General features: G+C 33.4%; 22 protein-coding genes and 3 tRNA genes. 12 read left to right on the top strand and 13 right to left on the bottom strand.

Translation table 11 applies throughout. The annotated features are described in order from the left end of the window. Positions 1-13: 13 nt before the first annotated feature. Positions 14-787: a class I SAM-dependent methyltransferase gene (locus ACFS5J_RS07275; RefSeq protein ID WP_379811415.1), complete on the bottom strand. Its 774-nt coding sequence runs from the start codon at positions 785-787 to the stop codon at positions 14-16. After that, positions 787-1,605: a type I methionyl aminopeptidase gene (gene map, locus ACFS5J_RS07270; protein WP_379811414.1), complete on the bottom strand. Its 819-nt coding sequence runs from the start codon at positions 1,603-1,605 to the stop codon at positions 787-789. The genes ACFS5J_RS07275 and map overlap by 1 nt, the downstream gene beginning before the upstream one ends. 134 nt (positions 1,606-1,739) lie before the next feature. Here map and ACFS5J_RS07265 point away from each other — a divergent pair, with 134 nt between their 5' ends. Continuing rightward, on the top strand, positions 1,740-2,999 hold the full coding sequence (locus ACFS5J_RS07265; RefSeq protein ID WP_379811413.1) for an acetyl-CoA hydrolase/transferase family protein: 1,260 nt from the start codon (positions 1,740-1,742) through the stop codon (positions 2,997-2,999). A gap of 129 nt (positions 3,000-3,128) precedes the next feature. Further along, the gene (locus tag ACFS5J_RS07260; protein ID WP_379811412.1) at positions 3,129-3,464 is read left to right on the top strand and encodes an RNA recognition motif domain-containing protein; all 336 of its coding nucleotides are present in this window, start codon (positions 3,129-3,131) and stop codon (positions 3,462-3,464) included. A 48-nt stretch (positions 3,465-3,512) separates the two neighbouring features. Here ACFS5J_RS07260 and ACFS5J_RS07255 read toward each other — a convergent pair whose 3' ends face one another. From ACFS5J_RS07255 to ACFS5J_RS07225, 7 genes are all read right to left on the bottom strand, one after another. Then, complete coding sequence (locus ACFS5J_RS07255; protein WP_379811411.1) at positions 3,513-4,892, bottom strand: TolC family protein; 1,380 nt, start codon at positions 4,890-4,892, stop codon at positions 3,513-3,515. Positions 4,893-4,897: 5 nt separating this feature from the next. Next, a complete protein-coding gene (locus ACFS5J_RS07250; RefSeq protein WP_379811410.1) occupies positions 4,898-6,250 on the bottom strand; it encodes an HlyD family secretion protein in 1,353 nt (450 codons plus the stop codon). Between the two features lie 2 nt (positions 6,251-6,252). Next, the gene (locus tag ACFS5J_RS07245; RefSeq protein WP_379811409.1) at positions 6,253-7,914 is read right to left on the bottom strand and encodes a peptidase domain-containing ABC transporter; all 1,662 of its coding nucleotides are present in this window, start codon (positions 7,912-7,914) and stop codon (positions 6,253-6,255) included. Next, a complete protein-coding gene (locus ACFS5J_RS07240) occupies positions 7,911-8,582 on the bottom strand; it encodes a TetR/AcrR family transcriptional regulator (RefSeq protein ID WP_379811408.1) in 672 nt (223 codons plus the stop codon). The genes ACFS5J_RS07245 and ACFS5J_RS07240 overlap by 4 nt, the downstream gene beginning before the upstream one ends. Before the next feature lie 112 nt (positions 8,583-8,694). Beyond that, the gene (locus ACFS5J_RS07235; RefSeq protein WP_379811407.1) at positions 8,695-10,884 is read right to left on the bottom strand and encodes a T9SS type B sorting domain-containing protein; all 2,190 of its coding nucleotides are present in this window, start codon (positions 10,882-10,884) and stop codon (positions 8,695-8,697) included. Positions 10,885-10,895: 11 nt separating this feature from the next. Further along, positions 10,896-12,413: a 2,3-bisphosphoglycerate-independent phosphoglycerate mutase gene (gene gpmI / locus ACFS5J_RS07230; protein WP_379811406.1), complete on the bottom strand. Its 1,518-nt coding sequence runs from the start codon at positions 12,411-12,413 to the stop codon at positions 10,896-10,898. A gap of 53 nt (positions 12,414-12,466) precedes the next feature. Beyond that, a complete protein-coding gene (locus tag ACFS5J_RS07225; RefSeq protein ID WP_379811405.1) occupies positions 12,467-14,884 on the bottom strand; it encodes a DUF5916 domain-containing protein in 2,418 nt (805 codons plus the stop codon). Between the two features lie 197 nt (positions 14,885-15,081). Between ACFS5J_RS07225 and ACFS5J_RS07220 the strand changes: the two genes are divergently transcribed. Continuing rightward, positions 15,082-15,819, top strand: coding sequence for a murein L,D-transpeptidase catalytic domain family protein (locus ACFS5J_RS07220; protein ID WP_379811404.1), 738 nt, complete (start codon positions 15,082-15,084; stop codon positions 15,817-15,819). On the opposite strand, the gene ACFS5J_RS07215 is transcribed toward ACFS5J_RS07220, so the two are convergent. Together ACFS5J_RS07215 and ACFS5J_RS07210 are read right to left on the bottom strand one after the other, a co-directional pair. Continuing rightward, entirely contained in the window at positions 15,808-17,400 is a 1,593-nt protein-coding gene (locus ACFS5J_RS07215) for a L,D-transpeptidase family protein (protein ID WP_379811403.1), read from the bottom strand. The genes ACFS5J_RS07220 and ACFS5J_RS07215 overlap by 12 nt on opposite strands. Positions 17,401-17,412: 12 nt before the next feature. Next, the gene (locus ACFS5J_RS07210) at positions 17,413-17,853 is read right to left on the bottom strand and encodes a GNAT family N-acetyltransferase (RefSeq protein ID WP_379811402.1); all 441 of its coding nucleotides are present in this window, start codon (positions 17,851-17,853) and stop codon (positions 17,413-17,415) included. Between the two features lie 140 nt (positions 17,854-17,993). On the opposite strand from ACFS5J_RS07210, the gene ACFS5J_RS07205 reads away from it, so the two are divergent. The 3 genes from ACFS5J_RS07205 to ACFS5J_RS07195 all read left to right on the top strand — a co-directional run bounded on the left by ACFS5J_RS07205 (position 17,994) and on the right by ACFS5J_RS07195 (position 18,268). Then, positions 17,994-18,066 (top strand) — tRNA-Gly (locus tag ACFS5J_RS07205). A 28-nt stretch (positions 18,067-18,094) separates the two neighbouring features. Next, a tRNA-Gly gene (locus ACFS5J_RS07200) sits at positions 18,095-18,170 on the top strand. Positions 18,171-18,195: 25 nt separating this feature from the next. Beyond that, a tRNA-Gly gene (locus ACFS5J_RS07195) sits at positions 18,196-18,268 on the top strand. A 100-nt stretch (positions 18,269-18,368) separates the two neighbouring features. Here ACFS5J_RS07195 and pepE read toward each other — a convergent pair. Then, positions 18,369-19,076, bottom strand: coding sequence for a dipeptidase PepE (gene pepE / locus ACFS5J_RS07190; protein ID WP_379811401.1), 708 nt, complete (start codon positions 19,074-19,076; stop codon positions 18,369-18,371). Positions 19,077-19,195: 119 nt separating this feature from the next. Between pepE and ACFS5J_RS07185 the strand changes: the two genes are divergently transcribed. The 6 genes from ACFS5J_RS07185 to ACFS5J_RS07160 all read left to right on the top strand — a co-directional run bounded on the left by ACFS5J_RS07185 (position 19,196) and on the right by ACFS5J_RS07160 (position 24,614). After that, positions 19,196-19,930 carry a carboxypeptidase-like regulatory domain-containing protein gene (locus ACFS5J_RS07185; protein ID WP_379811400.1) on the top strand — a complete coding sequence of 245 codons (735 nt, stop codon included), beginning with the start codon at positions 19,196-19,198 and terminating at the stop codon, positions 19,928-19,930. Positions 19,931-19,937: 7 nt separating this feature from the next. Then, positions 19,938-20,798 carry a hypothetical protein gene (locus ACFS5J_RS07180; RefSeq protein ID WP_379811399.1) on the top strand — a complete coding sequence of 287 codons (861 nt, stop codon included), beginning with the start codon at positions 19,938-19,940 and terminating at the stop codon, positions 20,796-20,798. A 9-nt stretch (positions 20,799-20,807) separates the two neighbouring features. After that, a complete protein-coding gene (locus tag ACFS5J_RS07175; RefSeq protein ID WP_379811398.1) occupies positions 20,808-21,311 on the top strand; it encodes a DUF6702 family protein in 504 nt (167 codons plus the stop codon). A gap of 15 nt (positions 21,312-21,326) precedes the next feature. Then, positions 21,327-23,594 (top strand): M1 family metallopeptidase, encoded by a 2,268-nt coding sequence (locus tag ACFS5J_RS07170; RefSeq protein WP_379811397.1) that lies wholly within the window; start codon positions 21,327-21,329, stop codon positions 23,592-23,594. A gap of 103 nt (positions 23,595-23,697) precedes the next feature. Then, positions 23,698-24,045, top strand: a complete 348-nt coding sequence (locus ACFS5J_RS07165; RefSeq protein ID WP_379811396.1) for a Sec-independent protein translocase subunit TatA/TatB — start codon at positions 23,698-23,700, stop codon at positions 24,043-24,045. Further along, positions 24,045-24,614 carry a phosphatase PAP2 family protein gene (locus ACFS5J_RS07160; protein ID WP_379811477.1) on the top strand — a complete coding sequence of 190 codons (570 nt, stop codon included), beginning with the start codon at positions 24,045-24,047 and terminating at the stop codon, positions 24,612-24,614. Before ACFS5J_RS07165 ends, ACFS5J_RS07160 begins: the two co-directional genes overlap by 1 nt. Here the strand turns inward: ACFS5J_RS07160 and ACFS5J_RS07155 are convergent, their stop codons facing one another. Further along, positions 24,615-25,256 carry an O-methyltransferase gene (locus ACFS5J_RS07155; RefSeq protein WP_379811395.1) on the bottom strand — a complete coding sequence of 214 codons (642 nt, stop codon included), beginning with the start codon at positions 25,254-25,256 and terminating at the stop codon, positions 24,615-24,617. It lies immediately after the preceding gene. Positions 25,257-25,270 lie beyond the last annotated feature (14 nt).

Here is a 25,270-nt window from a genome sequence, read left to right as displayed (position 1 = left end):
TTAAGCGGGTTTTTTAATTTTTAAAACAAACGGGAATTATTTCTCCCTTTGCCAAACAATATTTTTCCACTAATTCGGATGTTAGTGTTTGCGTATAATCGACTTCATTAACTTTAAAACCAATGCTTCTCAGTTTGTCAAAATAATCACGACCGTAAACCCTTACATGGTCATATTGCCCAAATATTTTAGCGCGTTCTTTTGGATCGGTAATCGAATCATCAGCGAAAGTGGTTACCCTTGATAAATCTTGTGGGATTTGGAAAATTCCCATTCCACCAGGTTTTAATACACGGTATAATTCCTGCATAGCTTTAGTGTCATCAGGAATGTGTTCTAAAACATGATTGCACAAAATAATATCGTATTGATTGTCCTCAAATGGAAGATTACAAATATCAGCTTTTACATCTGCCAATGGTGAAAACAAATCAGTAGTGGTATAGTCTAAGTTTTTTTGGTTACGAAAGCGTTTATAAAAAGCTTGTTCTGGAGCAAAATGTAAAACTTTTAATTTCTTTTCGCTAGTAAAAAAATCGGTTTCATTTTGCAAATACAACCATAACAAACGATGACGTTCTAGTGAAAGCGTACTTGGCGACAGTACGTTGTTGCGCTGGTTGCCATAGCCGTAAGGTAAAAACATACGAAAACTTTTTCCATCAATAGGATCAGTGTAAGTACTTCCTTTTAAGAAGAAAGTTAAAATAGGCCGCACGATATAACTTAATCGTATAAGTAACGGCCTAGGTATAGTATTTAAAATGAATTTGAATAGTTTTTTCATTATAAAACTAGTGGAGCCTGACGTAAACCTTCTTCTTCGTTACTTGTAATGCCTAAAGCCTCATAGATATAAGCAAAAGTTGACAATAATTCTGGTTTACCGTCAATAATGGCTACATCGTGTTCAAAATGCGCACTAGGTTTTCCATCAGCAGTAGTAATGGTCCAACCGTCTCGGTGTTGTACAATGCTTTTAGTACCTTGATTAATCATCGGTTCAATAGCGATAACCATACCGTTCACTAATTTTTTCCCGCGACCACGTTTTCCATAGTTAGGAACTTCTGGATCTTCGTGCATTTTTCTACCCAATCCGTGTCCACACAATTCACGAACTACTCCATAGCCGTGTTTTTCACAATATTGTTGAATCGCATAACCAATATCTTCAACACGGTTTCCAACTTTTGTTTCACGAATTCCAACGTATAATGATTCTTTAGTAACCTGAAGTAATTTTTTGGTATCTGGGTGTACTTCTCCTACTTCAAAAGTGTAAGCATGGTCACCATAAAAACCATTTTTTAAAGCACCACAGTCAACCGAAATGATATCGCCTTCTACAAGTGGTGTATTATTTGGGATACCATGAACCACTTGGGTGTTTGGACTCATACATAATGAGTTTGGGAAACCATACATGCCTAAAAATGCTGGTTCTGCACCATGATCTCTTATAAATTCTTCAGCTAGTTTATCTAAATGTAAAGTAGTAACGCCTGGTTTGATTTCCTTGGCAATCATACCTAAGGTTTTGGAAACAATTAAAGCACTCTCGCGCATTAATTCAATTTCTTCTCTTGTTTTTATTACAATCATAATATGAATTTCGAAGGGCAAAAATACAACTTTATGACGAAAAAGGCATAATTTTATAGAGCTAAACAATTTAACATGAGCAATGTCATGTTTTAGCAGATTTATGAATTCTAATTTTGTAAAAAAAATAAGGTATGAATAAATATGTGACAGCTGAAGAAGCTGTAAAAGTAGTTAAAAGTGGTGATCGCGTTTACGTCCAAGCAGCTGCAGCTACGCCAACAATACTTACTAAAGCATTAACAAAGCGAGCTTCAGAATTGCGAAACGTCGAAATTTGTCACTTGCATACAGAAGGAGAAGCACCCTACGCAAATCCTGAGTTAATAGAAAGTTTTCATGTGAATTCTTTTTTTATAGGGAGTAACGTAAGGCATACTATACAGGCGGGTAATGGTTCTTATACACCAGTTTTTTTGAGTGAGTTACCTTTATTGTTTCGTAAGAATGTATTAACTCTTGATGTGGTTTTTATACAGGTTTCCCCACCAGATATTCATGGTTATTGTTCTTTAGGTGTATCGGTGGAAGCATCAATAGCAGCTATTGAAAATGCTAAAGTGGTAATAGCACAAGTAAATCAAAACATGCCGAGGACTTTTGGTGACGGAATTTTGCATATAAAAGAAATCAATTATTTAGTAGAAGTGGATGTACCAATTCATGCTCATGATGTTGCTCCATTTACTAAAGAAGAAGAAAAAATAGGTAAATATATTGCCTCTTTGATTGAAGATAAAAGCACTTTGCAAATGGGAATTGGCTCTATTCCTAATGCTGCGTTGAGTCAATTGGGGAATCATAAAGATTTAGGGCTTCATACCGAAATGTTTTCGGATGGGGTTATTGATTTAATTGAAAAAAATGTTATCAATTGCAATTATAAAGGGACATTCAGAGGGAGAGCGTTGGCTACTTTTTTAATGGGTTCCAAAAGACTGTATGATTTCGTGAACGATAATCCCTTTATCGAAATGAAAGAGTCTTCTATCGTTAATGACTCGGCTCGTATTCGTAAAAACCCACGTATGGTTGCTATTAATTCTGCTATAGAAGTGGATTTAACAGGGCAAGTTTGCGCCGATTCTATAGGTAGAAGGATGTATTCTGGTGTAGGTGGTCAAATGGACTTTATTCGTGGTGCGTCATTAAGTGAAGGCGGAAAGGCCATAATTGCTTTACCTTCAATTACAAAAAGAGGTGAGAGCAGAATTGTTCCATTTTTAAAGCAGGGGGCAGGAGTGGTAACCACCCGTTCACACGTACAATATATCATAACCGAAAATGGTATTGCCGATTTATATGGTAAAAGCTTAAAACAGCGTTTGAATGAAATGGTTAAAATAGCGCATCCTATGCACCAAGAGGCTATTGAAAGGGCTTTTTTTGAATAGAAAATGGCTTGAAAAAAAATAATTTATCCCTTTGAAATATTTTATTTTTCTAAATAACTGAAAATAAATGGAATAAAAATTTTTTGGTAGCAATAAAAGACTACCTTTGGAAAGAATTAAATTTTTATTATGAACATTTTTGTAGGAAGTCTTCCTTTCAGTATTGAGGAAGCAGATTTAAGAGGATTTTTTGAAGATTATGGAACTGTAGATTCAGTTAAAATTATCTCTGATAAATTCACAGGTAGAAGCAAAGGATTTGGTTTCGTAGAGATGCCAAATGATGCTGAAGCACAAAAAGCAATTGAAGAATTAAACGGTGGTACTGTTGAAGGAAGAACAATTGTTGTAAACAAATCTGAGCCAAAACCAGAGGGAGAAAGAAGATCTTTCAACCGTACAGGTGGTAATGGTGGTAGAGGAGGTTTTTCTAACAACAGAGATAACAACAGAGGTCGTTATTAATCACCCTTTTGTTATAAAACATGAAATCCCGCTTTTAGCGGGATTTTTTTATTCTGGGTTGGCCATTGTTTTATATAAATCTAAAGCAGCTTGTAAATAACTATTGGTTAGCAATATATTTGATAGTTGTGTGGTTACTAATGAATTTTCTCTCGAATTGATTAAGAAAAGCGAACTTTCACCCATTTGAAACAAACGTTCCTCAGCATTTAACATTTGATTGTAATTATTGACTAAATCTACTGTAAGTTGTATTTGTCTTTTATATGATTTGATTTCGTTTTTTTGAGCTTCAATTTTATTAATTAACGCTTGTTGTTCAAAATTTAAACTGAATTGTGAATCTGCAGCTTTGACTTTTGCTAGTTTTAAATTAGCTCTTTCTTTACGTAAAAATAAGGGAAAGGCAAAGTTAACGCCAACCTTATAATCCTTCAAGCGATAATTGTCAAATGCGTTTGGCTCCGAAAGGTAATTATAATTGACGTTTAGTTTTGGTAACAAACTATTAGCGAATAAACGTGTTTCCACATTTAAAATATCTAGTTTACTATTCAAGGCTTCCATTTTTGGGTGACTTTCAATGTTGAAATTTTGAAAATCATCTAATTTAAGAGAAAACAATATGGTCTGGTCTATTTTTTCTTCTGGACGCATTGTTTCATTAATTTCAAAAGGAACACCATCTTCTGTCCAAAGATAATTGGAAAGCGTAAGCCTCGCTTTTATTAATTTTAAATTAGCATTTTCTAGATTTAGCTTTCTACTCTTAACTGTAATTCCAGCTTCAACACTATCAATAGCTGGTTTGTCACCTTGTTCAATTAATTTAAGTACACCATTGTATCGTGTTTTGGCATTTTCCAAATATGTCGAGTATAAAGCAACCTCATCAAAACTTCTTTTCCAATTAATATAGCTTTTAGATGCTTCGTAAATGACTTCAGTTAGCATGATTTTGCGTTCCGCTTCGTTTACACGTTGGTAAATTTTAGCTTTTCGTAATTCAGCCATTCTCTCGTTTATCCAAAGCCCTTGGCCTAGAGGAACACTAATGCCTAATGAAGTTAAACCACTATTGGGCAAAGTGTTTTCAGGATTCAAATAAATACCTTCAGCATTGTCAAAAGCTGCTTTAATTTCAACACCAAACCACGTTGGTATTTTAAAACTTCCATTAAAAATGGAGTAATAATTTTTATCGGAATATTCTTTTTCAACATAGTCCGCCTCAAGCTTTGGGTCAAAAGCACCTCGGGCTTTCATTAATTTAGCTTGAGCTTCTGTAATTTTTAAATTCGCTTGCTTAGTAAGTGGATGCGTTGTTTTTATATAGCCCAAAAACTCTTCAAATGATAACACCTCTGTTTGTTGTGCGAAACTAAAATTAACAATAGCTAGAAGGAAAAGTAGCAAAATTCTTTTCATATTGATTATTTTTTTTCTGCTTTTTGATCGACTACTGAAGGAGTATAAAAATTAGGAGGAAATCCGTTTAAAGTTCTCCAAATTTCAAACCAAATAGGCACATCTTCTAATAGCGCTATGGTTTCAGTTCCGGCTCCAATACTTAATTCTGTTGGCCATTCTTTATCATTTTTATCTGGCGCAATCAAAACTCTGTATTTTCCATTTTGACTAATGAAATTTTCTTTGGCAACAATTACACCTCCAAAAGTTCCAAATGAAGCACCAGGCCAACCACTAAATACTATTGATGGCCATCCATCAAACCAGACTCTCACTTTTTCGCCTTTATGAATAAGAGGGAAGTCAACAGGACTGATATAAGTTTCTACTGCAATGTCAAATTTTGCAGGCATGATACTTACTATTGAAGTACCTTCTTTTAATGTTTCACCAATACCTGACTGTAAAGCTCTATTGATATAACCATCTTGAGGTGCCAATATATAATACATACCGTTTCTGATTTGGTAATTGGTGTATTGGTTTTTGAGTTTGTTAACTTGTGCTTCGGTATCAAATTGTGTACTTAACGCTGTTTGTCGATCACTTGTAGCTTTTGCATTTTTTTCAGCATATTCGGCAACAATTCGATTCAATTCCATTGTAGCATTTAATACTTCATTTTGGCTCGCGATGTATTTGTTTTCTTGTGTAACAATTTTAGCCTCTGTTTCTTGAAGTTTTACTTTTTTAGCTTCTACATCAGTTAATGGTTTAAGCCCTTCTTTGTTTAAATTGATTGAACGGTTGTATTGAGTTTGGGCAATCTTTAATTGTGTTTTAGCTGCTTCGAAATCAATGCTATCGCTTTTTACTTTTAAATGAGCTTGTTTCAGTTTGTTTTGTGCTTGTTTGTATTTTAGATTTTTTTCATTTTCAATTGCACTCAATTGCATTTCTAGCGCTTTTACCTTACTTTCATAAGACGCAGCAGCACTTTCTTTGGCTTTAACTTGATTACCGGTATTCTCTACTAAATTAGGATCTAAATAGTCTTCTTTAATTTCTGAAATAAACAAGATAGTATCTCCTTTATTTACATAATCTCCTTCGTTAACATACCATTTTTCTATTCTACCTGCTATGGTTGTATGAATAGTTTGTGGTCGTTGATCTGGTTTTAAAGTAGTCACAGCTCCTGAGCCTGAAACATTTTGCGTCCAAGGTAAAAAGAGTATGGCAAACAATAAGAAACTCAAAACTCCTATCACTCTTTTAATATTTTGATAGCCTTTATTGTCTTCAAAAACTTTGGCTGATTTGTATTTGTCTAAATCAACCCATTTATCAATTCTATTCTTTGTGATATTTAACATGACTATTTAATAGATTTAATGGTGTTGTTTTCTAATTTTAAAATTCGTGTACATTTTTCTTTCCAGTAATTTCCTTTGGCGATAACCACTAATGTCCATGGGTTTTTAGGATCGGTAAGAAAGTCAATAATTTCGCCGGCACTATATTTGTCAAGTTTTTCAACGGGTTCTTCCAAGAATAATAATTTTGGATTTGTAATTAAACAGCGAGCCAATAATATTTTTTGAATGGAAGCCGAGTTTATTCTTTTTCCTTCTGAAATCATCATGGTGTCAAGACCAAGCGGAAGTGATTTGATTAAATCGGTTAATTTTAATTTATCCAAAAGTTGGGCGACCTCCTTCTTTGTCACATTCGGGTTGTTACACGTAATATTTTCGAATATAGTTCCTTCAAAAGGACTATCGTCAATTGTTATTACACCAATATTGTCTCTAAAATCATCAATACAATATTTTTTGATATTAGTGTCATTTAAGAAAATACTTCCAGTTGAAGGCTCTATCAATCGTGCAAGTAGGCGTAATAATGTTGTTTTACCACTACCGTTTTCGCCATGAATTAATAAGCGGTCACCCTTTTTAAGTGTAAGGCTGATATCTTTTAATACAGGAACATCGCTGTCGGGAAATTGAAATGAAATTTCTTTGGCTTCCAGAGAAATTGGTTCGTCATCAAGATAGTAATGTGACGCTGCGTTTTGAGAAGGAGTTTCTAGTTCAAGATCAACAACAGTTCCTAATTTTTCTAAAGAAGTCGTGACATCGTAAAATAACTCTAAGCCATAAAACAATTTTTCAACTGCTGATATAATGGTAATAATAATAATTTCTGCCGCTACAAATTGACCGATATTCATTTGTTGGTTTAATACTAACATCCCTCCAATAATTAGTAATCCAGCTGTAATTAAAATTTTAAAACCAATAAGTTGAATGAACTGTTTTCGAAGGACTTTAAAGTGACTTTCACGATGTGACAAATATTCGTTAACTAAAATATCATTTTTATTTAAAGAAAAATTAAACAAATTATTGTTTTTAAAACTCAAGTGATTGCGTGCTATTTCTTGTAACCAATGTGCAACTTTGTATTTGTATTTTGATTCTTTTAAACTTGTATTTAATCCCGAATTGAAATTTATTTTAAAAATGAAATAGAGTAAAGTCAATAATAAAATTCCAAAAAATATAAAAAAGGAATGATAAAGAGAAAGTAAAAGTATACCAAATAGAATTTGTAAAGCAGCTGTAGAAACTTCCAAAATTAATTTTGAAAATCCCTTTTGAACCGTTAAAGTATCAAAGAAACGATTGGCTAATTCAGGTGGAGATTCGTTGTAAATTTGATTGAATTTAATTTTTGGAAAACGATAAGCAAATTCAAAAGAGGAACGAACAAATATTTTTTGTTGTAAGTTCTCTGTTATTCTGAATTGCATAATTTTTAAAACCCCTACAAAGGCCACCCCAATGACTACTATAAATACCAATACAATCCAAGAAGTGCTGATTTGCCCTGCTTGAATAAAGTTTATAATCGATTGAATACCCAATGGGATGGATAAACTGATAAGACCAGCTAAAACAGCATAAATAAGAAGTTGAGTAACGTCTTTTTTGTCGATTACTATTAAATTTTTAAAGCGCTCTATTGGGTTCATAATAATATTTTTTTAATCATGTTGATATAAAAGTCGGATAAACAATCTTTATCAGAAAGGTTGGTTAAATTTTTGAAATGGTCTTTCAAATAATGTTGGTGTAATGCTCCTTGCACTATCGAAGAGGCCAAACTTTTTGCATAAGGATAATCAGGATTTACCTCAATTATCATTTCAATTAACCTATTGATTACACTTGTGTATACTAAGAAAAAGCCTTCTTTGTTTTCGGTGTCAACGTCTTTAGTTAGCAGTGTTTTGGTAAAATCTGAAATAATTATTCTGTTTAAAACAGATTCATCAATGTAAGGTGTGTTTTTATCATCAACTATATTTTGTGTAATTACTTTAATGCTTTTACAAAGCTTGTCAGTAGGGTCTTTGATATTGTTTGTTGCAAAAACTAAGTTGTATTCCATCCACGACCAATACCAAGTAGAAAGATAAATGAGTAGCTTATGTTTGTTTTCAAAATAGCGATAAATAGAACTTTCATTGGAATGAATTTTTTCTCCCAATTTTTTAAAAGTAAAAGCTTCAAAACCTATTTCGTCAATTAATAGGATGCTGTTTTTTAAGATTTTATGACCTAGTTCGGAGGTCTCAGGATCTTTCAAGTACAGCTTTTCGTTAATTGTTATTCTTAAATTTGACAGTAAGTTTTCCATATTGTAAATACTTAAGCAATACAAATATAATAGTATTACTATCAATAATTAAAAGTTTAACTTTTGTTTTAGAATTGTCATAAAAAAATCCCGAACGAATCGGGATTATGTATTAACGTTTTAAAGTGAAATGATTGCGATATTCGTATTCTACATCATCTATGGTGTAAACCAATCGGAACCAATAGTCTGAAGCCGGCAGCATTTGACCATTAAAAGTGCCGTCCCATTCTGGAGTATTTTTCCGTATTTGTGTAATCAATTTTCCATAACGATCAAATATTGAAACAGTATAGGCGTCAAAAAGGTAAGTGCCTCTAATGTTCCAAACATCATTGAATGTGTCTCCATTTGGTGTGAAAAATTTTGGATAATCCACAATAGTAAATACTGTTTTGGTTTCTCCACATCCATATTTATTAATCACTTTTAAAAAGTGTTTTCCTGGTGGCACATTATAGAAAATATTGCTTTCTTGTTCACCACCATTATCAATTGCATATAAATAATCAGATGAATTTGGGGTAGCAGTTGCTACAACAGTATTATCGGAATCAAAAGCGATTAATTCACTTGGTGATACTGTAACTGTTTGTGGAATTGGAGAAGTTTGTGTTGTGAAATTAAAAGTGGATGCACAAGGTGTAGCTCCTGTAATATCAGTTATTTGTACGGAAAATAATCCAAGATTACTTGTTGTAAACGAACTGCTTGTAGCGCCAGTTATTTCATTACCTGCAACAGCATTAAAACCATTGTACCATATAAATTCATAATCGGTTTCATTCAAGTTGGTTTTAACCTCAACGGGGTAGGCAATGTTGTTTTCAGCGTTGTAACAAATAGTATAAGGGTTATCGGAAAGGACATTTTCAAGATAAGGTTTTACTATTAATTCTTGTTCCAATATAGTATAACATTCGTCATTCGTGTTTGTATTAATAATGCTAGTTAATCGAATGTAAATGGTTTGATTATATGGATTTGTATTCATGAAATTGCTAGGATCGTTTATTTGATTTGTATTAGCAATAGCTTCATTTAAAGAAGTGAAATATTGAAAAGATACTGTTGGGTAAGTTGTTGAAGCAGTAATGGCATTTTCGTTTTCTTGTAAATTGAAAGTCGCAAATTCTGATGTGCTACATGTTACTAATGCATTTGGGTTATTGATAATAACTGGATTTTCAATAATCTGAATTACATTTGAATTTACTGAAGGACATGGACTGTTGGTTACTTTTACAAAATACTCACCAACTTGAGTAGGAGAGTAGTTTTGAGCAGTAGCCCCTGTAATAGGATTGTTATTCAAGTACCATTGGTAAGTAAGATTGTCAACTCCAGTAACCAAAGCGGACGAATTCAATATATTCGTTGTAAGTTGCGGATTTGTATTCACACAACTATAATCGTTTAATGTTATTGCGACATCTGGGGTAGTATGGAAAAATAAATCTACTTCGGCATCACTCACTGCGGGTATTGGGCTATTTTGATTGGGATTATTTACAATGTCATAAGTTGTAGTTTCTACTTTATACGTACCCGAACTCGTTATAGTAATGGTATTGGTAGGGTTACTGTCATTTAAAACAGGAGTTCCTATTTGTACACCATTTTTATACCAAGTATAATTAAAACGTAAATCACTCGCATTTCCAGTAAAAGCATTAACATCAATAGTTGCCATAATTTGTTTTGTATCCGAAAAACACAAATTAGCATCTAAATTACTTATTGGAGTTCCATCTGTATTGTTAATTTTTACAGTTGAAAGGAAATCACAGTTAGTGCTACCAGAACCGCCTATTTGACTCACTGAAATTTGACCAGATTGTCCTGAATAATTATCGATTAACAAAACATACAATTGTCCTGGAGTACTTGATGGAATACTAACGGTTTCTACTGCTGCTGAAGAATAACTACAATCTTTTTCTTTTGATTGGTTCAATTGGCTGCAAACGTTTGTCAAGTTTGTAAAGGGACCCCATAATACAAAATCTACATCGGCTCCATTACCATTAGAATTGGTTTGGCTAATTTGTAAAATTACATTTCCTGGATCTTTAATTTCTATAAAAAACCATGTCGGTCCTACAAAGGCTGTTGGAATACAACTGGTATTAAAGAATTCATTATTCCCTCCTACAGAATTGGAAAAGGGGATTGAAGTAGCACAAGATTGATAATCTTGATAGTTTGCTTCAAGTTGTGCGCAAGAGGAAGCTCCTCCTTGAGCATAGATTTTGAAACAAATAATTTGGAAAAGCAGCAGTAATTTCAGTAGATTATTCATCAAGTTTTGGATTAAAGTAAGGACTTACAGGTCATTACTTCTGGTTGAGGTATTTGCATTAGATCAAGAATGGTTGGAGCAACGTCACCTAATACGCCACTATTGATGTGTTTTAATTCGTTGTCAATTAAAATTAACGGAACAGGGTTTGTGGTGTGTGCTGTATTTGGCGTTCCGTCTGGGTTAATCATGGTTTCACAATTTCCGTGATCGGCAATTAATAATGTAGTGTATCCGTTTTCAAGAGCAGTTTCTACTACTTCTTTAACACAAACATCCACTGCTTCACAAGCTTTGATCGCTGCTTCCATTACACCAGTATGTCCAACCATATCACCATTTGCAAAGTTTAAACAAACAAAGTCAACTTCCCCTTTTTTAAGCTCAGGAACCAATGCATCTTTTAATTCAAATGCGCTCATTTCAGGTTTTAAGTCGTAAGTAGCCACTTTTGGTGAATTTTTTAAAATACGCATTTCACCATTAAACGGTTCCTCTCTTCCACCAGAGAAAAAGAATGTAACGTGAGGGTATTTTTCTGTTTCGGCAATACGAATTTGTTTTTTAGCTGCTTTTTCTAAAACTTCTCCTAGAGTTTCTGTGATATTATCTTTGTCGTAAATTACATGAACATTTTCAAATGTTTCATCATAATTGGTCATGGTAACATAGTACAAATTAAGTTTGTGCATGTTTTGTTCATGAAAATCTTTTTGTGATAAAGCTTCAGTTAATTCACGTCCTCTATCGGTTCTAAAGTTGAAGAAAACCACTACATCCCCATCTTGAATAGTTGCGATTGGATTATCATGACTATCAACCATAGTTATCGGTTTGATGAATTCATCGGTGACATCATTAGCATAACTGTCTAAAATGCTTCCAACGGCATCTTTTGATTTTTCCCCAACTCCATTTACAACTAAGTCATAAGCAAGTTTGACGCGTTCCCATCTTTTATCACGATCCATTGCATAATAACGCCCTATGATTGAAGCAAGCTTTGCATTTGTATTTTGCAAATAGTGATCAAGGTCTTTTATGTATTTTGCACCAGATTTTGGATCTACATCACGACCGTCTGTAAAAGCATGAACATACATGTTTTTTAGGCCATTTTCTTCCGCAACATCAATTAATCCTCTTAAATGTGAAGTGTGAGAGTGTACGCCACCATCGGAAACAAGTCCAAGGAAGTGAACGGGTTTGTTGTTTTTTTTGGCATAATCAAAAGCATCCATTAAAGGCTTTTCTTGATTCATAGTTTTATTGGCTACAGCTAAATTAATTTTAGCTAAATCTTGATAAACAATGCGTCCAGCACCAAGATTCATGTGACCAACTTCTGAATTTCCCATTTGCCCCTCTGGTAAGCCAACATTTAAACCATCGGTACGCAATTGCGCATTTGGGTATTTTGTATATAAACTATCAATAAAAGGAGTGTTAGCATTATCAATTGCAGAAACTTTAGGATCAGGTGATTTTCCCCAACCATCTAAAATCATTAATATAACTTTTTTGTTCATTTTTTGAAAAATTTACACAAAGATAACCATTACGCTAATTAAGTGGGTATGAATTATGTTTTTTTAAGCCAATTCTTAGCTTGATTGTAGTCGATGTAATACCGTACGCTTACAGAGAAGGTGTGATTTAAATTATCATCAAGGAGACTTGAAAAATTACTATTAAAATTGTTGTTGATTTCTCGGTTGAAGTTTGAGGCGTTATTTCGGTATAATACGGAAATTTGACTCCCAGGTGCAAACCACCATGAATACGATAAATCCATATTCCAAGTGCCGAAATTAGAATCTTTGTTTGTGTTGTATTCCAAGTTTTCTGCTAAAGTGCCATCATCATTCAATGTGAAAATATTTTGATTTTCTGCTAATGACCAATAGTGGCGTACTAGTAGATTAAAATTCATATTACTATTGATGGAAAACTTACTAGATAAACTATTGGTATAGGTACTGCGATTTCTTTTTGCAAAGTAAATATTGGTAGAATCATTATCAATATAGCCAACATTATTCAGCTGTTTACTCAGATTAAAACTGTAGATCATGGAAAGCTTATCACTGAAACGGTATCTTGGACTAATATTAATGCCATAATTATACCTGCCTTTTTCGTAAGTGGTATAAAAAGAAGGTGAAATGTCTAAAGCAAGTGGGTTGTTGTAATTTGAAGATAAATATACATTACCACCATAACTTTCTGGATAAATAACATATCGGCCTTCTTGTCGAGGCTCATAATAATCGTAATTTTTAAAAGGGTTGTAATCAAAATTGGCTCCTATGTAATGATTGGATTTATTGTTTCCGCCAAAATTGATATTATAATTGCTCGATTGTATCTTTCCTGTTGTATTGTTGTATTCCATATAGGAATTTAAATTCAAACGGAAAGTATTGAAATACTTGGTAGGATTTAAAATTCTGTAATTAACATTACCAGAGATCGAAGCATAGTTGGTTTGAAAAATGATACCTAAATCATTGTTGTCATAATCTTTTGAAATATAATTACCACCTACTTGATATCGAATTTTACCGCTGGTTTCTGCAAAATATAAAGAAGTGCTATATCCGTTATAATTCTTTATATCGTAAACGCTGCTCATTTTAACATCACCATTAAGGTTGTAGGTGTTTTTTTTAGTATTAAGGTCGAATAGCATTCCAGTAACATTGGCATCTCTAAAAGAACCATTTCGGGTAACATTGGTGTTAATTAAAGTTACTGAAGAGTTTTGGTTAAAACGTTGGTCAAGTACAGTTACATTATAGTTGGTTAATGGAGCAACTACGGTTTCCCTGTCATTCCCTGTCACAGTATTTTTTACTGCTGCAGTTGTTCGTTCTGTAATGGCATTTAAAAAACCGACACCTAAACCGCTTTTGTCTCTACCTGATATTTTTAAAGCATTTACCAAATTGATATTAGCAGGAATTTCAGCTATTTCCTCGCTTTCTTCTAATGTGATGTTTAAGTTTGGAAGGGCGCCAATACGTCTGGAATACACCAAATTTCCTTTGGTAAACAAATCGGTTCCTTCTGTGAAAAAGGGACGATTTTCATTGAACTGCTGTTCAAATGGTCCTAGATTCAATACTACATTATCGAATTTGGTTTGACCAAAATCAGGTATTAAAATAGCATCTAAAGTAAAGGCATCGTTTATGCCATACTTTATATCCAAACCACCTTTGAATTCTGTTGAAGTTTCATCTTGAGTTTTGCTAACGTAACTGGATGCATACGGAATTAAAAAAAGACGTGTAGGTGTTTTAATGTTTTGGATGCCTTTTAAAATACCCGCTTGTTGCGAAAAAGCACCTATTTGATTGTCTACAGGAGACCAAGTGAATTTTTGTCTTTTTCGTCGTACTTCTCTAAAAAAGTTAATGCCCCAAACTTGCTCATTTTGTTTAGGAAAACGTAGTGCCGCATAAGGTATTTTCATTTCAACAACCCAGCCATAATCTGTGATTTGCGCTTTGCTTTCCCATATAGCATTCCAAGAGTAATCTTCTCCAGTTTGTGAAGTAAAATTGCAATCCGCTTGACCATTGGCAGCTGTTACATAAAATTGAAAATCTTGTTGTCCATCATTGTAACCGTTCAGATATACACCGAAACTATCACTTACTCCAAAGTTGTCTCGCTCTGTAATTTCTTTCATAATTAAATGAGGTTCGCTATCATATAGAATAGCGCCAATGTAAATAGCATCGTTATTGTAGAGTACTTTTATTTCACTTTTAAGTTCATTTGGTGCGGGTTTTCCGTTGTCCGGATCAAACATTGTAAAATTGGTAGCAGACTCTGCTTGTTGCCATTCGGGTTCATCTAAATTGGCATCTATAGAAATGTTTCTATTAATTTTAAATGTCTGTAAGGTCTTTTTGGTGTTTTCCTCGTTTTGAGAAAATATATAGGATGAAAAGAGTAGGTTTAAAATACAGATTGTAAGTGTTTTATGCATAAAAAAAGTTTTGCAAAACAATTGGGGTTGTTTAGTTTTAAAATTAATTTTTCAAAATAGAGGTATTTTGTTGTAAATATAACAGAAAGCCGATAAAATGCTTTTTTTTACGATAAAATGCAAATTAAAATTTGTTTAGTAAAAATAAATAAATATATTTGAAACCTTTAAAAAACAAACCAACTATAAGATTTACAATGATTTACAGATTTTTGCCTCTTGTGCTTTTGAGTTTAATGTCGTTTGATTCTATAAAAGAGACTAAAGTTAAACAAAATGATAATATAGTAATTGCTACAGACCCTAAAGATATTGCTGCAAATAAAAAAGTAGCATTTGAAGCGAGTTGTAAATCGTTTTATCAATCAATAGAAGCAAATAATTATTCGTTACCTCAATATGAGAGTTTTTTCAAAGCTTTTGAGGGATATTCGCAATTGCAGCAACAAGGATTGATAGAAAATGAGTATTTAACCATTGTTGATTTCAGTCTTTCTTCAAAGGAAGAGCGTTTGTGGGTTATTGATATGAACACCAAAATGGTTGTATTACAATCGTTAGTGGCACATGGTAAAAATTCGGGAATGGAATTTGCAAATCAATTTTCAAATAAATCAGAATCGTATCAAAGTAGTTTAGGGTTTTATCTTACAGGTGAAACTTATACCGGGAAACACGGACTTTCGTTAAAAATTGACGGTTTAGAATATGGAATAAATAACAATGCGCGTCAAAGAGCTGTTGTTATTCATGGTGCTGATTACGCTTCTGAAAAGTTTGTAAAAGCAAATGGACGTTTGGGAAGAAGTCAAGGTTGTCCTGCAGTTCCGTATACTGTACATAAAACTTTAATTGAAACAATTAAAGGGAAATCTTGTCTTTTTATTTATCATCCTTCTAGATCTTATGTTGAAAAATCAAAGTTAGTTTCGTAATTGTTGAAACAAATCTTTGTCGAGATTATACACATCTTCTCTGAATTGTAGTTTGTTGTTTTTATCCAGCCAACTTGTCCAATAGAATAAGTACACATTAATTTTGCTATTTTTTAACGGAACAACTTTTGTCTTTTTTCTAACGATTAGGCTGTCTATTTCTGCAGTTGTCCATTTTTCATCCTCTTTTAAAAGTATTTTTTCGGTGAGTAGTAATGGGTTTTCAATACGCACACAACCAGAACTCAAAGCTCTGTATTCTTTTACAAAGTAATCCCTGTGGTTGGTGTCGTGTAAATATACAGCGTGACGATTTGGGAAATTCAATTTAACTAAGCCTAATGAATTGTCATAACTAGCCGCTTGTACATAGCGGTAAGATTTTGATTTTTCTGGTTTCCAATCTGTAGGTTCAATTTGATTGCCTTCTTTATCGAAAATCGAAATTTTAGTACGTTCAAAATAGCCGATATCTTTTTTTGCTGCAGGAGTTAAGTCTTCTTTTATAATTGTTGGAGGTACAGTCCATGTGGGGTTGAATACAAAATTTGACATGTGCGAACTCAAAATAGGGGTTTTTCTTTTAGGAGTTCCAATGACAACTCTGTTTGTGGATACTGTATCGTTGTTAACCACATAAACAAGATTGTAATTCGGTAAGTTAACTAACAAATATTCTTCACCTAGATTTTTTGGAAACCAGCGCCAACGTTCCAGATTGGCAATAATCTGTTCACGACGTTCATTTTTAGAATAATTAAAAGCTTTAATAGTTCCTTTGCCTATAACGCCATCGGGCTTTAAGCCATGTCTTAATTGAAAACGTTTCACAGCTTCAAACGTTAAACTATCATATACAGGTGTAATGATACTGTCTTTAATACGATAATCTTTCCAATACGCTAATCGTTTTTTAATCGATATGATTTCGTCAAGTGTATCATTTACTTCAATTTTATCGTTTAAAGTAATTTTTTTGAAGCGATATTCGGGATATTGTTCCAGATGATATAGACTTTTTTTAATTTGATTGTAGATGAAATGCTGAGGTTTTAGGTTTTTAAAAGTTGAAGCAATTGTATGCGATTTAATGTTTTTTTCCAATAGAGGAGAAAGAGCTACATCTTCTTTGCTAATATCCCAGTCTTCATACAAAACTTTTGGGTCTAATTTTCCTTTGTATAAATCAGAAGCGAGTTTTTGAAAAGAGCGAGTTAGTAGTATGTCATAGTTGATGATTTCATCATCTTTTAAGTTTTCTCTTTTGGCTTCTAATTTTTGAATTTTGTCCAGGTTATAGTCATCAGGGTTCAAACCTTCATTATAGCAAAGTTTAATTTCGTTAATTAAATCAGTTCTGTTTTCTTGATCGTACCAAATTTCAAGGTTGTTGAGTTTGGAGTAATAAAGTTGTAAACTGTCACTTAATGATTCTAGCTTTTCACTAGGAATAGGTCGAATAACAGTATTCGAGTCTTCCGACTTTATTAAACTATCATCAATACTGGTTATTTCGTTATCTTTTTTACAACTGAAAACGAAAATGAGTAGTATCGAAAGTAGAAATAATTTTTTAAACATAACTTAGTGTGTCTATTCAATTACTTTGAACATCACGAAATGTGTGCCAATTGAATCAATCTCAAAAGCTGTGCCGAAGGTTGTGTAACCTAATTTTTCATAAAATGGAACAGCAATTAGTCTTGCATTAAACCAAATTAAGCCATTTTTTTGAATTTTAACTTCTTTTTCAATTGCTTGAATGAGCTGTGCTCCGTATCCTTTTTTTTGGCACTCTGTTAAAACAGCCATGCCTCTTAATTGAAATTGGGTCTCATTTTTAAAATTTGAGTTACTTTTTTTGAAAAGTGAAGCTACACCTTTTAAATTATTGTCTTCAAAAAGTCCGAAATGGGAGGTGTTGGAGTCGTTATCATGGTCAAATTTACAACTATCAAGGGGCATTCCTGCTCTTAAAATGGGTTGTCGGACACTAAAAGTGTCACTAGCTGTAATTTTTTTTATAAAAAGCATTATGGTGTAATTGGTTAATAGTGAAAGGTTTAATTAGTTTTTTGGATAGGTAGCAATCTTTTTTATAAAGATAGGTGAAAAATTTTCAAAAAAAAACTTGCATTTCGTTTAACTTTTAGATTAAATTTGCACTCAGAAATGCGGAAGTAGCTCAGTTGGTAGAGCTCCAGCCTTCCAAGCTGGTTGTCGCGAGTTCGAGCCTCGTCTTCCGCTCTAAGTTTTACTGAATTAATTTTTTATTGCGGAAGTAGCTCAGTTGGTAGAGCTCCAGCCTTCCAAGCTGGTTGTCGCGAGTTCGAGCCTCGTCTTCCGCTCCAAGTTTTACTGAATTAATTTTTTACTGCGGAAGTAGCTCAGTTGGTAGAGCTCCAGCCTTCCAAGCTGGTTGTCGCGAGTTCGAGCCTCGTCTTCCGCTCACAGATAAACCACTCAAAAGAGTGGTTTTTTATTTTAATTCAATTTGTAATCGCATCTTTTATAACAAAAAGCCTCAAACACATGCTTGAGGCTTTTTGTTATTTTAAATTGTTTAATTCCGTTTCAGGAGCTATTTCAATTGCTGCTTCATTTTGTTTAAACAATCGTGCAGTTAAATGACCTTTTAATACGATTGAGTCATTATTTACTTCTAACCAGCTTCCTTCTCGTAAACCTAATACTGGTTGCGGGTTGAATTTGTGAAATTCGTTAATTCTTGTTTCTCTGGTTTCTCCCATATGTTCAGAGGATGGATCTGGGTCTAAATAATGCGGGTTGAGGTTAAAGGAAATGAAGCCAAGTGTTCTGAAACTTGGTGGATAGACTATAGGCATATCGTTTGTAGTGCCCATTGTTAATCCGCAAATGTTACTTCCTGCACTTGTGCCTAAATATGGTGTTCCGTTATTTACAACTTTGGCTAAAGATTCCATTATATTGTTGCGATACAATTCTGAAACTAATAAAAAGGTGTTACCACCTCCAGTAAAAATTCCTTCAGCTTGTTGTAATGCTTCAATTGGGTTTTCAAATTCGTGGAGCCCTGTTACTTTTTTGTGAATAGTAGTAAATGCTTTTCGTACTTTTTCGGTGTATTCATCGTGTGTAATACCTCCAGGTCTTGCATACGGAATGAATAGTATGGATGTAGCTTTTTCAAAATGTTTAGCTAGTGTAGGGAGTAAATATTCTAAGTACCCGCTGTTGTGTAATGTTGAGGTACTGGCAATTATGATTTTTTTCATTTTTCTCTCATTTTAAACAAAATTACAATTTTGTCTTAACATAAGTTTATCATCTTCTTAGTATTTAATTGGGAGGTTTAGCGGTTATTTTTACAAAGTATTAATTTAGAAACAGTTAAATGGATATACGGCTACTTCTTCTTATTTGTATGATTTTTAATCTGAATTACGGTCAAAAGGATTCTATTGTAAAGGGAAAAGTTGTTTCAGAATATAGTGTTTTGGAAGGTATTCATGTGATTAATAAAAATACGAAGAGAGGATTTGTTACATTGAGAGGAGGCTATTTTTCAATTACTGCATCGGTTCAGGATACGATTATGTTTAGTTCGGTCGGGTTAAAAGGAACAATACATGTTGTTGCTGAGGAAGATTTTACCAAGGATTTACTTTTCATACCGATGGAACCCTTAGTTAGCGAATTGAATGAGGTTGTTATGACGGAATATAAAAGTATTAATGCCGAATCTTTAGGCATCATTCCGAAAGGGATGAAATCGTATACACCAGCTGAACGTCGTTTGAAAACTGCTTCTGAATTTAAATTGGGAACTGCAATGCCATTGGATGGTGTTATAAATGCTATTTCGGGACGCACTAAACAACTTAAAAAAGAATTAAAAGTTGAACGAAAGCAAACATTTATGGAGTTGCTTACTGAAACCTATGATGAAAAATTTATAGTCAATACTTTAAAGATACCGCAAGAGCATGTGGAAGGATTTTTGTATTATGTTGTGGATGAAAAGCGATTGATTCAGGCAGTAACTTCTAAAAACAATACGATGGCTGTTTTTCTTATAAGTGAATTAGCAGCGAATTACAAGAAGTTGTTAGCAAGTGGAACTAACTGAAAAATATATGAGGCAAAACTACTTATTTGCAACGGTTTTATTATTGATACTTACACAGTGGACTTTTGCCCAAGGTAAAGAACGGGTTGTATTAGTGGGTAAAATCCTATCCGATTCGTTAGATGTTGAAAATATTTCAGTTTTTAATATTAGCAGTAACACAACATCGATTACTAATATTGATGGAAAGTTTTCAATTAAAGCACGTGAAACAGATACATTGTTTTTTCAAAGTTTGGCTTTTGTTTCCAAAAAATATGTATTGACTCAAAATGATTTTTGGGTAGATGATTTGGAAATCCGATTGGATGTTAAGATTAACGAACTCGATGAAGTAGTGGTCTCTCCTTCAACTTTAACAGGGATTTTAAAAGAAGATACTAAAAAAATAAAAGTTTACGGACTCAATATGTCGTCTATAGATGTGGGCGAAAAACGACAGTATAGCGATAGTAGATTTGATAGAACGCCAAATTCTGTTATGCCAAGTCAGTTTGCACCTAATGGAAGTAGTATTGATATTAAAATGATACTAGTAGGTGTTGCTGGTTTACTGGGTATTAAAGGAGATCCTAAGCGAAATTCGAGAAAGGTTTACGAATCGCGTTGGAAAAATGAAGTGACGTCCATGTCTTTTTCAGATCATCTTTACCGACGTTTTTCACATAATTTCTTTGTTAATAATTTAAAGCTTAAAAATGAAGAGATTGCAACATTTATAGCTTTTGCAGAACCTGGTGTTGACCAATTGGCTCAATTTTTAAAACCAGAAAATGAATTGCAATTTGTAGAATACTTACTGCAAAAAGTTGAGGAGTTTAAACGTAACAAATCAACTGAAAATACTACTAATACAAATCAAGATTAAAAACAGAGAATGAATTCAAAAATTAAATACGGAGTTTTTTTTATACTCGTTTTGCTTTTTTCGTCTTTTTCGTTGCATAAATTCTATGTTTCGGTGACGCAAATTGATGAAAATGTAAAAAAGGGAAGAATAGAAATTTCCAGTCGCATATTTATCGATGATTTGGAAAAAGCATTGGATAAAAAAAATAATAAAAAATTGTTCTTAGCAACAACAAAAGAGTTGCCTGAAGCAAAACAATTGATTCAAAATTATCTTGCTGATAAAATGAGGGTTACTATTAATGGAAAAGTGCAAAAGTTGGTTTTTTTGGGAAGCGAATATGAGGATGATGTGTTAATATGTTATTTAAAAGTTGATAATTCTCAAAAAATAGCTACTTTCGAATTTTTTAATGCAATCTTAACAGAAATTTATTCTGAACAACAAAATTTAGTACATACCAATATCAATCATAATAAGAAAAGTTTTTTGTTAACCAACAGTGAAAGGTTAGCGAATATCGAGAATTAAAGAATATTAAAAACCATGACAAAAAAGATTCTATTTTCTTCAGTTTTAGTAATGGCGACTTCCTTTTTTGCAACAGCGCAAAATGGAAAAACAGAAGAAGAAACGAGAAAACCAGGACATTATAACGAAAATAAGTTTCGTCAAATGTATGAGGAAATGGCAACGCCTAACATGTTTAGAACAGCATCAGGTGCGCCAGGACCAGCGTATTATCAGCAACAAGCTGATTACAAAATGACGTTGGAGTTGGATGATAAAAACACCAAGTTGTTTGGTAACGAAACCATTACGTATCACAATAATTCTCCTGAGAATTTAGAATATTTATGGGTACAGCTGGATCAAAATATGCGTGCTCCTCAGTCGAATACGCCATTGGTGGAAAGCCAAAGAATGGCTCCGGCACTTTCGCCTGATAAATTTGCAAAACAATTTATGGAAGAGCCTTTTCAAGGAGGTTTTCATATTGAAGAAGTAAAAGATAAATCGGGTAAAAATATGAGTTATACCATCAATCAAACGATGATGCGTATTAATTTAGATAAACCACTTGCTTCTGGTGCAAAAATCACGTTTTCAATTAAATGGTGGTACAATATCAATAATTACCAAGTTGACGGAGGTCGTTCGGGGTATGAGCAATTTGAAGACGGTAACCGTTTGTATGTAATTGCACAGTTTTATCCTCGTATGGCGGTTTATAGTGACGTTGAAGGATGGCAAAACATGCAATTCTGGGGTAGAGGAGAGTTTGCGTTACCATTTGGTAATTTCGACGTAAGCATTACAGTTCCGGCAGATCACGTTATGGAGGCTACAGGTGTTTTACAAAATAGAAAAGAGGTATTTACGGCGACTCAAATGAAGCGTTGGGAATTGGCTGAAAAAACTTATGATAAACCAGTTGTTATTGTAACGCAAGAAGAAGCGATTGCGGCGGAAAAAGGCTTTTCTGATAAAAAGAAAACTTGGAAGTTTAAAGCGGAAAATGTTCGTGATTTCGGATTCTCAACATCGCGTAAATTCATCTTAGATGCAATGGCAGTTAAGCTTGAGACGACTACTCCAATGGCAATTTCGCTTTATCCAAAAGAAGGAAATCCACTTTGGGGAGAATACTCAACAAGAGCGGTTGCACACACTTTAAAGTCATATTCTCACTATACATTCGATTACCCTTACCCAAAGGCGGTATCTATTTCAGCTCAAGATCAAGGTATGGAATATCCAATGATTTGTTGGAATTTTGGTCGTCCAGAAAAAGACGGTTCGTATTCGGATAGAGTTAAATACGGAATGTTAGGTGTAATTATACATGAAGTAGGACATAATTTCTTTCCAATGATTGTAAATTCAGATGAAAGACAATGGACTTGGATGGATGAAGGTTTGAATACTTTTATGGAATTCTTAGCTGAAAAAACATTCGATCCAAACTTCCCGTTAGATAGAGGTCCTGCGGATAAAATTGTTCCTTACATGAAAGGGAATCAAGATTTTATTGCGCCAATTATGTCGAATTCTGAAAATATATTCCAATTTGGAGCTAATGCTTACGGAAAACCAGCTACAGGTTTGAATATTCTTCGTGAAACGATTATGGGGCCAGAATTGTTTGATTATGCATTCAAAACATATGCAAACCGTTGGAAATTCAAACATCCAACTCCAGAAGATTTCTTCAGAACTATGGAAGATGCATCTGCAGTAGATTTGGATTGGTTTTGGAGAGGTTGGTTCTATTCAACGGATTATGTTGATCTAGGAATTAAAAGTGTGAAGCAGTACTATGTTTCAACTGAGCCTACTCAAGAATTGAAAGATTATGTAGCGCGTAGAGGAAGATTCTTACGTGATATGGGGCCTTTTGTCTATTTAATTGATGAAGAGCATAAAGAATTTAATTCTGCGACAAAGAAAGCGTTGAATGTTGCTGATATTCAAGTTTTAGAAGATTATTTATCATCTAACTATTCTGCATCTGAAAGAGCAGCATTGAAAAATCCTAAGTTTTTCTACGAAGTTGAGTTTGAAAAACCAGGAGGTATGATTATGCCAATTATTGCAGAATTTCAATTTGAAGATGGAACTACAGAACTTCATAAATTCCCAGCTCAAATTTGGAGAAAGAATAATGACACTGCTAAACGCATTTTCGCTACAAGTAAAAAAGTGGTTAAAATTCAGTTGGATCCTAAGTTAGAAACAGCCGATATTGATGTGACCAACAATATGTGGCCAAAAGAAGAAGTGAAGTCTAAATTTGACGAATTGGACAAATAATTTAATAGTTATAAAAAAAGGCACTTGTTAAAGTGCCTTTTTTTATTTTTAAAGCACCAAATCTTCGTAACTTTGTTCTTTCTAATTATATAATACTATCAAAATGTTTGGAATAGGCGGTGGAGAATTTGTCTTCATAATTTTTATTGTTTTGATGCTTTTTGGGTCAGATAAAATTCCAGAATTTGCACGTTCACTTGGAAAAGGGATGGCGCAACTTAAAAATGCCACTAACGAAATTAAAACCGAAATCAGTAGAAGTGCAAAAGATTCGGGTATGGATTTGGACTCTTTGACAGGTGGTGTTTCGGAAGAAATTAAAAAGGCTAAAGAAGAAATTAATAAGTCTATTAATCCATTGGAAAATATTGCTTCAGATATTCAAAATCCTATTCAAAAAGCAAAAGAAGACATTGAAAATATTACCGGACCTATAAAAAGACAAATGTAATTTTGGAACAGATTATTGACCTTGACAAGCAACTGTTTGTTTTTTTAAACGGTTTAGGTTCTGCACAATTTGACCCTTTTTGGGAATTGATAACAAAGCAATTCAATTGGGTGCCACTTATTTTAACAGTGTTATATTTAATTCAAAAAAAAATAGGTTGGAAGAACTTAGGAGTAGTAGTTTTATTTTTAGCATTGCTTATTACGTTTACCGATCAAACAACTAATTTTTTTAAAAATCATTTTCAGCGTTTACGTCCATGTAATGATCCCGAAATTATGGAGGTTATTCGAATTGTAATTCATAGAAATTCATTTAGCTTTTTCTCAGGACATGCTGCAAATTCTATGGCCGCAACTATGTTCGTGGGATTAGTGTTGCGTCGTTATTACAAGTATGTAGGATTACTTTTTTTATTTCCCTTAATATTTGCCTACAGCAGAATATACCTAGGTTTGCATTTTCCAGGTGATATTTTAACTGGTTATTTCTTTGGGATGCTTTTCGGATTTTGTTTTTATAAATTGTATCAATTGGTGGTTAAAAAATATCCACAATTGCAGGTATAATTATAAAACGCGACTTACCGTTAACCCATCTCGGATTGGTAACAAAACTGTTTCAACTCTAGGGTCGTCTTTAAGCAAACGATTGTATTCGACTAATACTTTTGTACTGATGTCTCTTGGATCAAGTTCTTCAACTACTTTACCACTCCACAATACATTATCAGATAAAATGATGCCGCCTTGGTTCATCATTGGTACAATCATATGGAAATAATTGATGTAGTTGTCTTTGTCTGCATCAATGAATACTAAGTCGAACTTTTTATTTAACGTAGGTATTATATCTAAAGCATTTCCTAAATGCGAAGTAATTTGATCTTTCCATGGAGAAGCATCAAAATATTTTTGTTGGAAATCCACTAACTCTTCTTTAATATCGATAGTGTCCAAAGTACCATCCTTTTGCATGCCTTCAGCCAAACATAAAGTTGCGTATCCTGTATAGGTTCCAATTTCTAAAATGTTCTTTGGATTGATTATTTTGGAAAGCATACTTAAAACTCTACCTTGAAAATGACCACTTAACATGCGAGGTTGTAGTATTTTCTGATGTGTTTCTTTGTTAAGTTGGGCTAATAATTTTGGTTCATTTTCCGAGTGTTGCTCAACGTAATGTTCTAATTCTTCCGAGATAAAGTGCATGTTTCATGAATTTT

The sequence above is a fragment of the Flavobacterium chuncheonense genome (assembly GCF_042686145.1).
GTDB lineage: Bacteria > Bacteroidota > Bacteroidia > Flavobacteriales > Flavobacteriaceae > Flavobacterium > Flavobacterium chuncheonense.
Note: the sequence above shows the minus strand (reverse complement) of the source record. Positions and strands in the feature narration are given on the sequence as shown.

Coding starts and splice junctions, on each gene's coding strand:
- ACFS5J_RS07210 (WP_379811402.1), bottom strand. CDS start 17,853: ATGCTTTTTATAAAAAAAATTACAGCTAGTGACACTTTTAGTGTCCGA.
- ACFS5J_RS07240 (WP_379811408.1), bottom strand. CDS start 8,582: ATGGAAAACTTACTGTCAAATTTAAGAATAACAATTAACGAAAAGCTG.
- pepE (WP_379811401.1), bottom strand. CDS start 19,076: ATGAAAAAAATCATAATTGCCAGTACCTCAACATTACACAACAGCGGG.
- map (WP_379811414.1), bottom strand. CDS start 1,605: ATGATTGTAATAAAAACAAGAGAAGAAATTGAATTAATGCGCGAGAGT.
- ACFS5J_RS07250 (WP_379811410.1), bottom strand. CDS start 6,250: ATGTTAAATATCACAAAGAATAGAATTGATAAATGGGTTGATTTAGAC.
- ACFS5J_RS07265 (WP_379811413.1), top strand. CDS start 1,740: ATGAATAAATATGTGACAGCTGAAGAAGCTGTAAAAGTAGTTAAAAGT.
- gpmI (WP_379811406.1), bottom strand. CDS start 12,413: ATGAACAAAAAAGTTATATTAATGATTTTAGATGGTTGGGGAAAATCA.
- ACFS5J_RS07175 (WP_379811398.1), top strand. CDS start 20,808: ATGAATTCAAAAATTAAATACGGAGTTTTTTTTATACTCGTTTTGCTT.
- ACFS5J_RS07165 (WP_379811396.1), top strand. CDS start 23,698: ATGTTTGGAATAGGCGGTGGAGAATTTGTCTTCATAATTTTTATTGTT.
- ACFS5J_RS07235 (WP_379811407.1), bottom strand. CDS start 10,884: ATGAATAATCTACTGAAATTACTGCTGCTTTTCCAAATTATTTGTTTC.
- ACFS5J_RS07215 (WP_379811403.1), bottom strand. CDS start 17,400: ATGTTTAAAAAATTATTTCTACTTTCGATACTACTCATTTTCGTTTTC.
- ACFS5J_RS07225 (WP_379811405.1), bottom strand. CDS start 14,884: ATGCATAAAACACTTACAATCTGTATTTTAAACCTACTCTTTTCATCC.
- ACFS5J_RS07170 (WP_379811397.1), top strand. CDS start 21,327: ATGACAAAAAAGATTCTATTTTCTTCAGTTTTAGTAATGGCGACTTCC.
- ACFS5J_RS07245 (WP_379811409.1), bottom strand. CDS start 7,914: ATGAACCCAATAGAGCGCTTTAAAAATTTAATAGTAATCGACAAAAAA.
- ACFS5J_RS07275 (WP_379811415.1), bottom strand. CDS start 787: ATGAAAAAACTATTCAAATTCATTTTAAATACTATACCTAGGCCGTTA.
- ACFS5J_RS07155 (WP_379811395.1), bottom strand. CDS start 25,256: ATGCACTTTATCTCGGAAGAATTAGAACATTACGTTGAGCAACACTCG.
- ACFS5J_RS07260 (WP_379811412.1), top strand. CDS start 3,129: ATGAACATTTTTGTAGGAAGTCTTCCTTTCAGTATTGAGGAAGCAGAT.
- ACFS5J_RS07185 (WP_379811400.1), top strand. CDS start 19,196: ATGGATATACGGCTACTTCTTCTTATTTGTATGATTTTTAATCTGAAT.
- ACFS5J_RS07220 (WP_379811404.1), top strand. CDS start 15,082: ATGATTTACAGATTTTTGCCTCTTGTGCTTTTGAGTTTAATGTCGTTT.
- ACFS5J_RS07255 (WP_379811411.1), bottom strand. CDS start 4,892: ATGAAAAGAATTTTGCTACTTTTCCTTCTAGCTATTGTTAATTTTAGT.
- ACFS5J_RS07180 (WP_379811399.1), top strand. CDS start 19,938: ATGAGGCAAAACTACTTATTTGCAACGGTTTTATTATTGATACTTACA.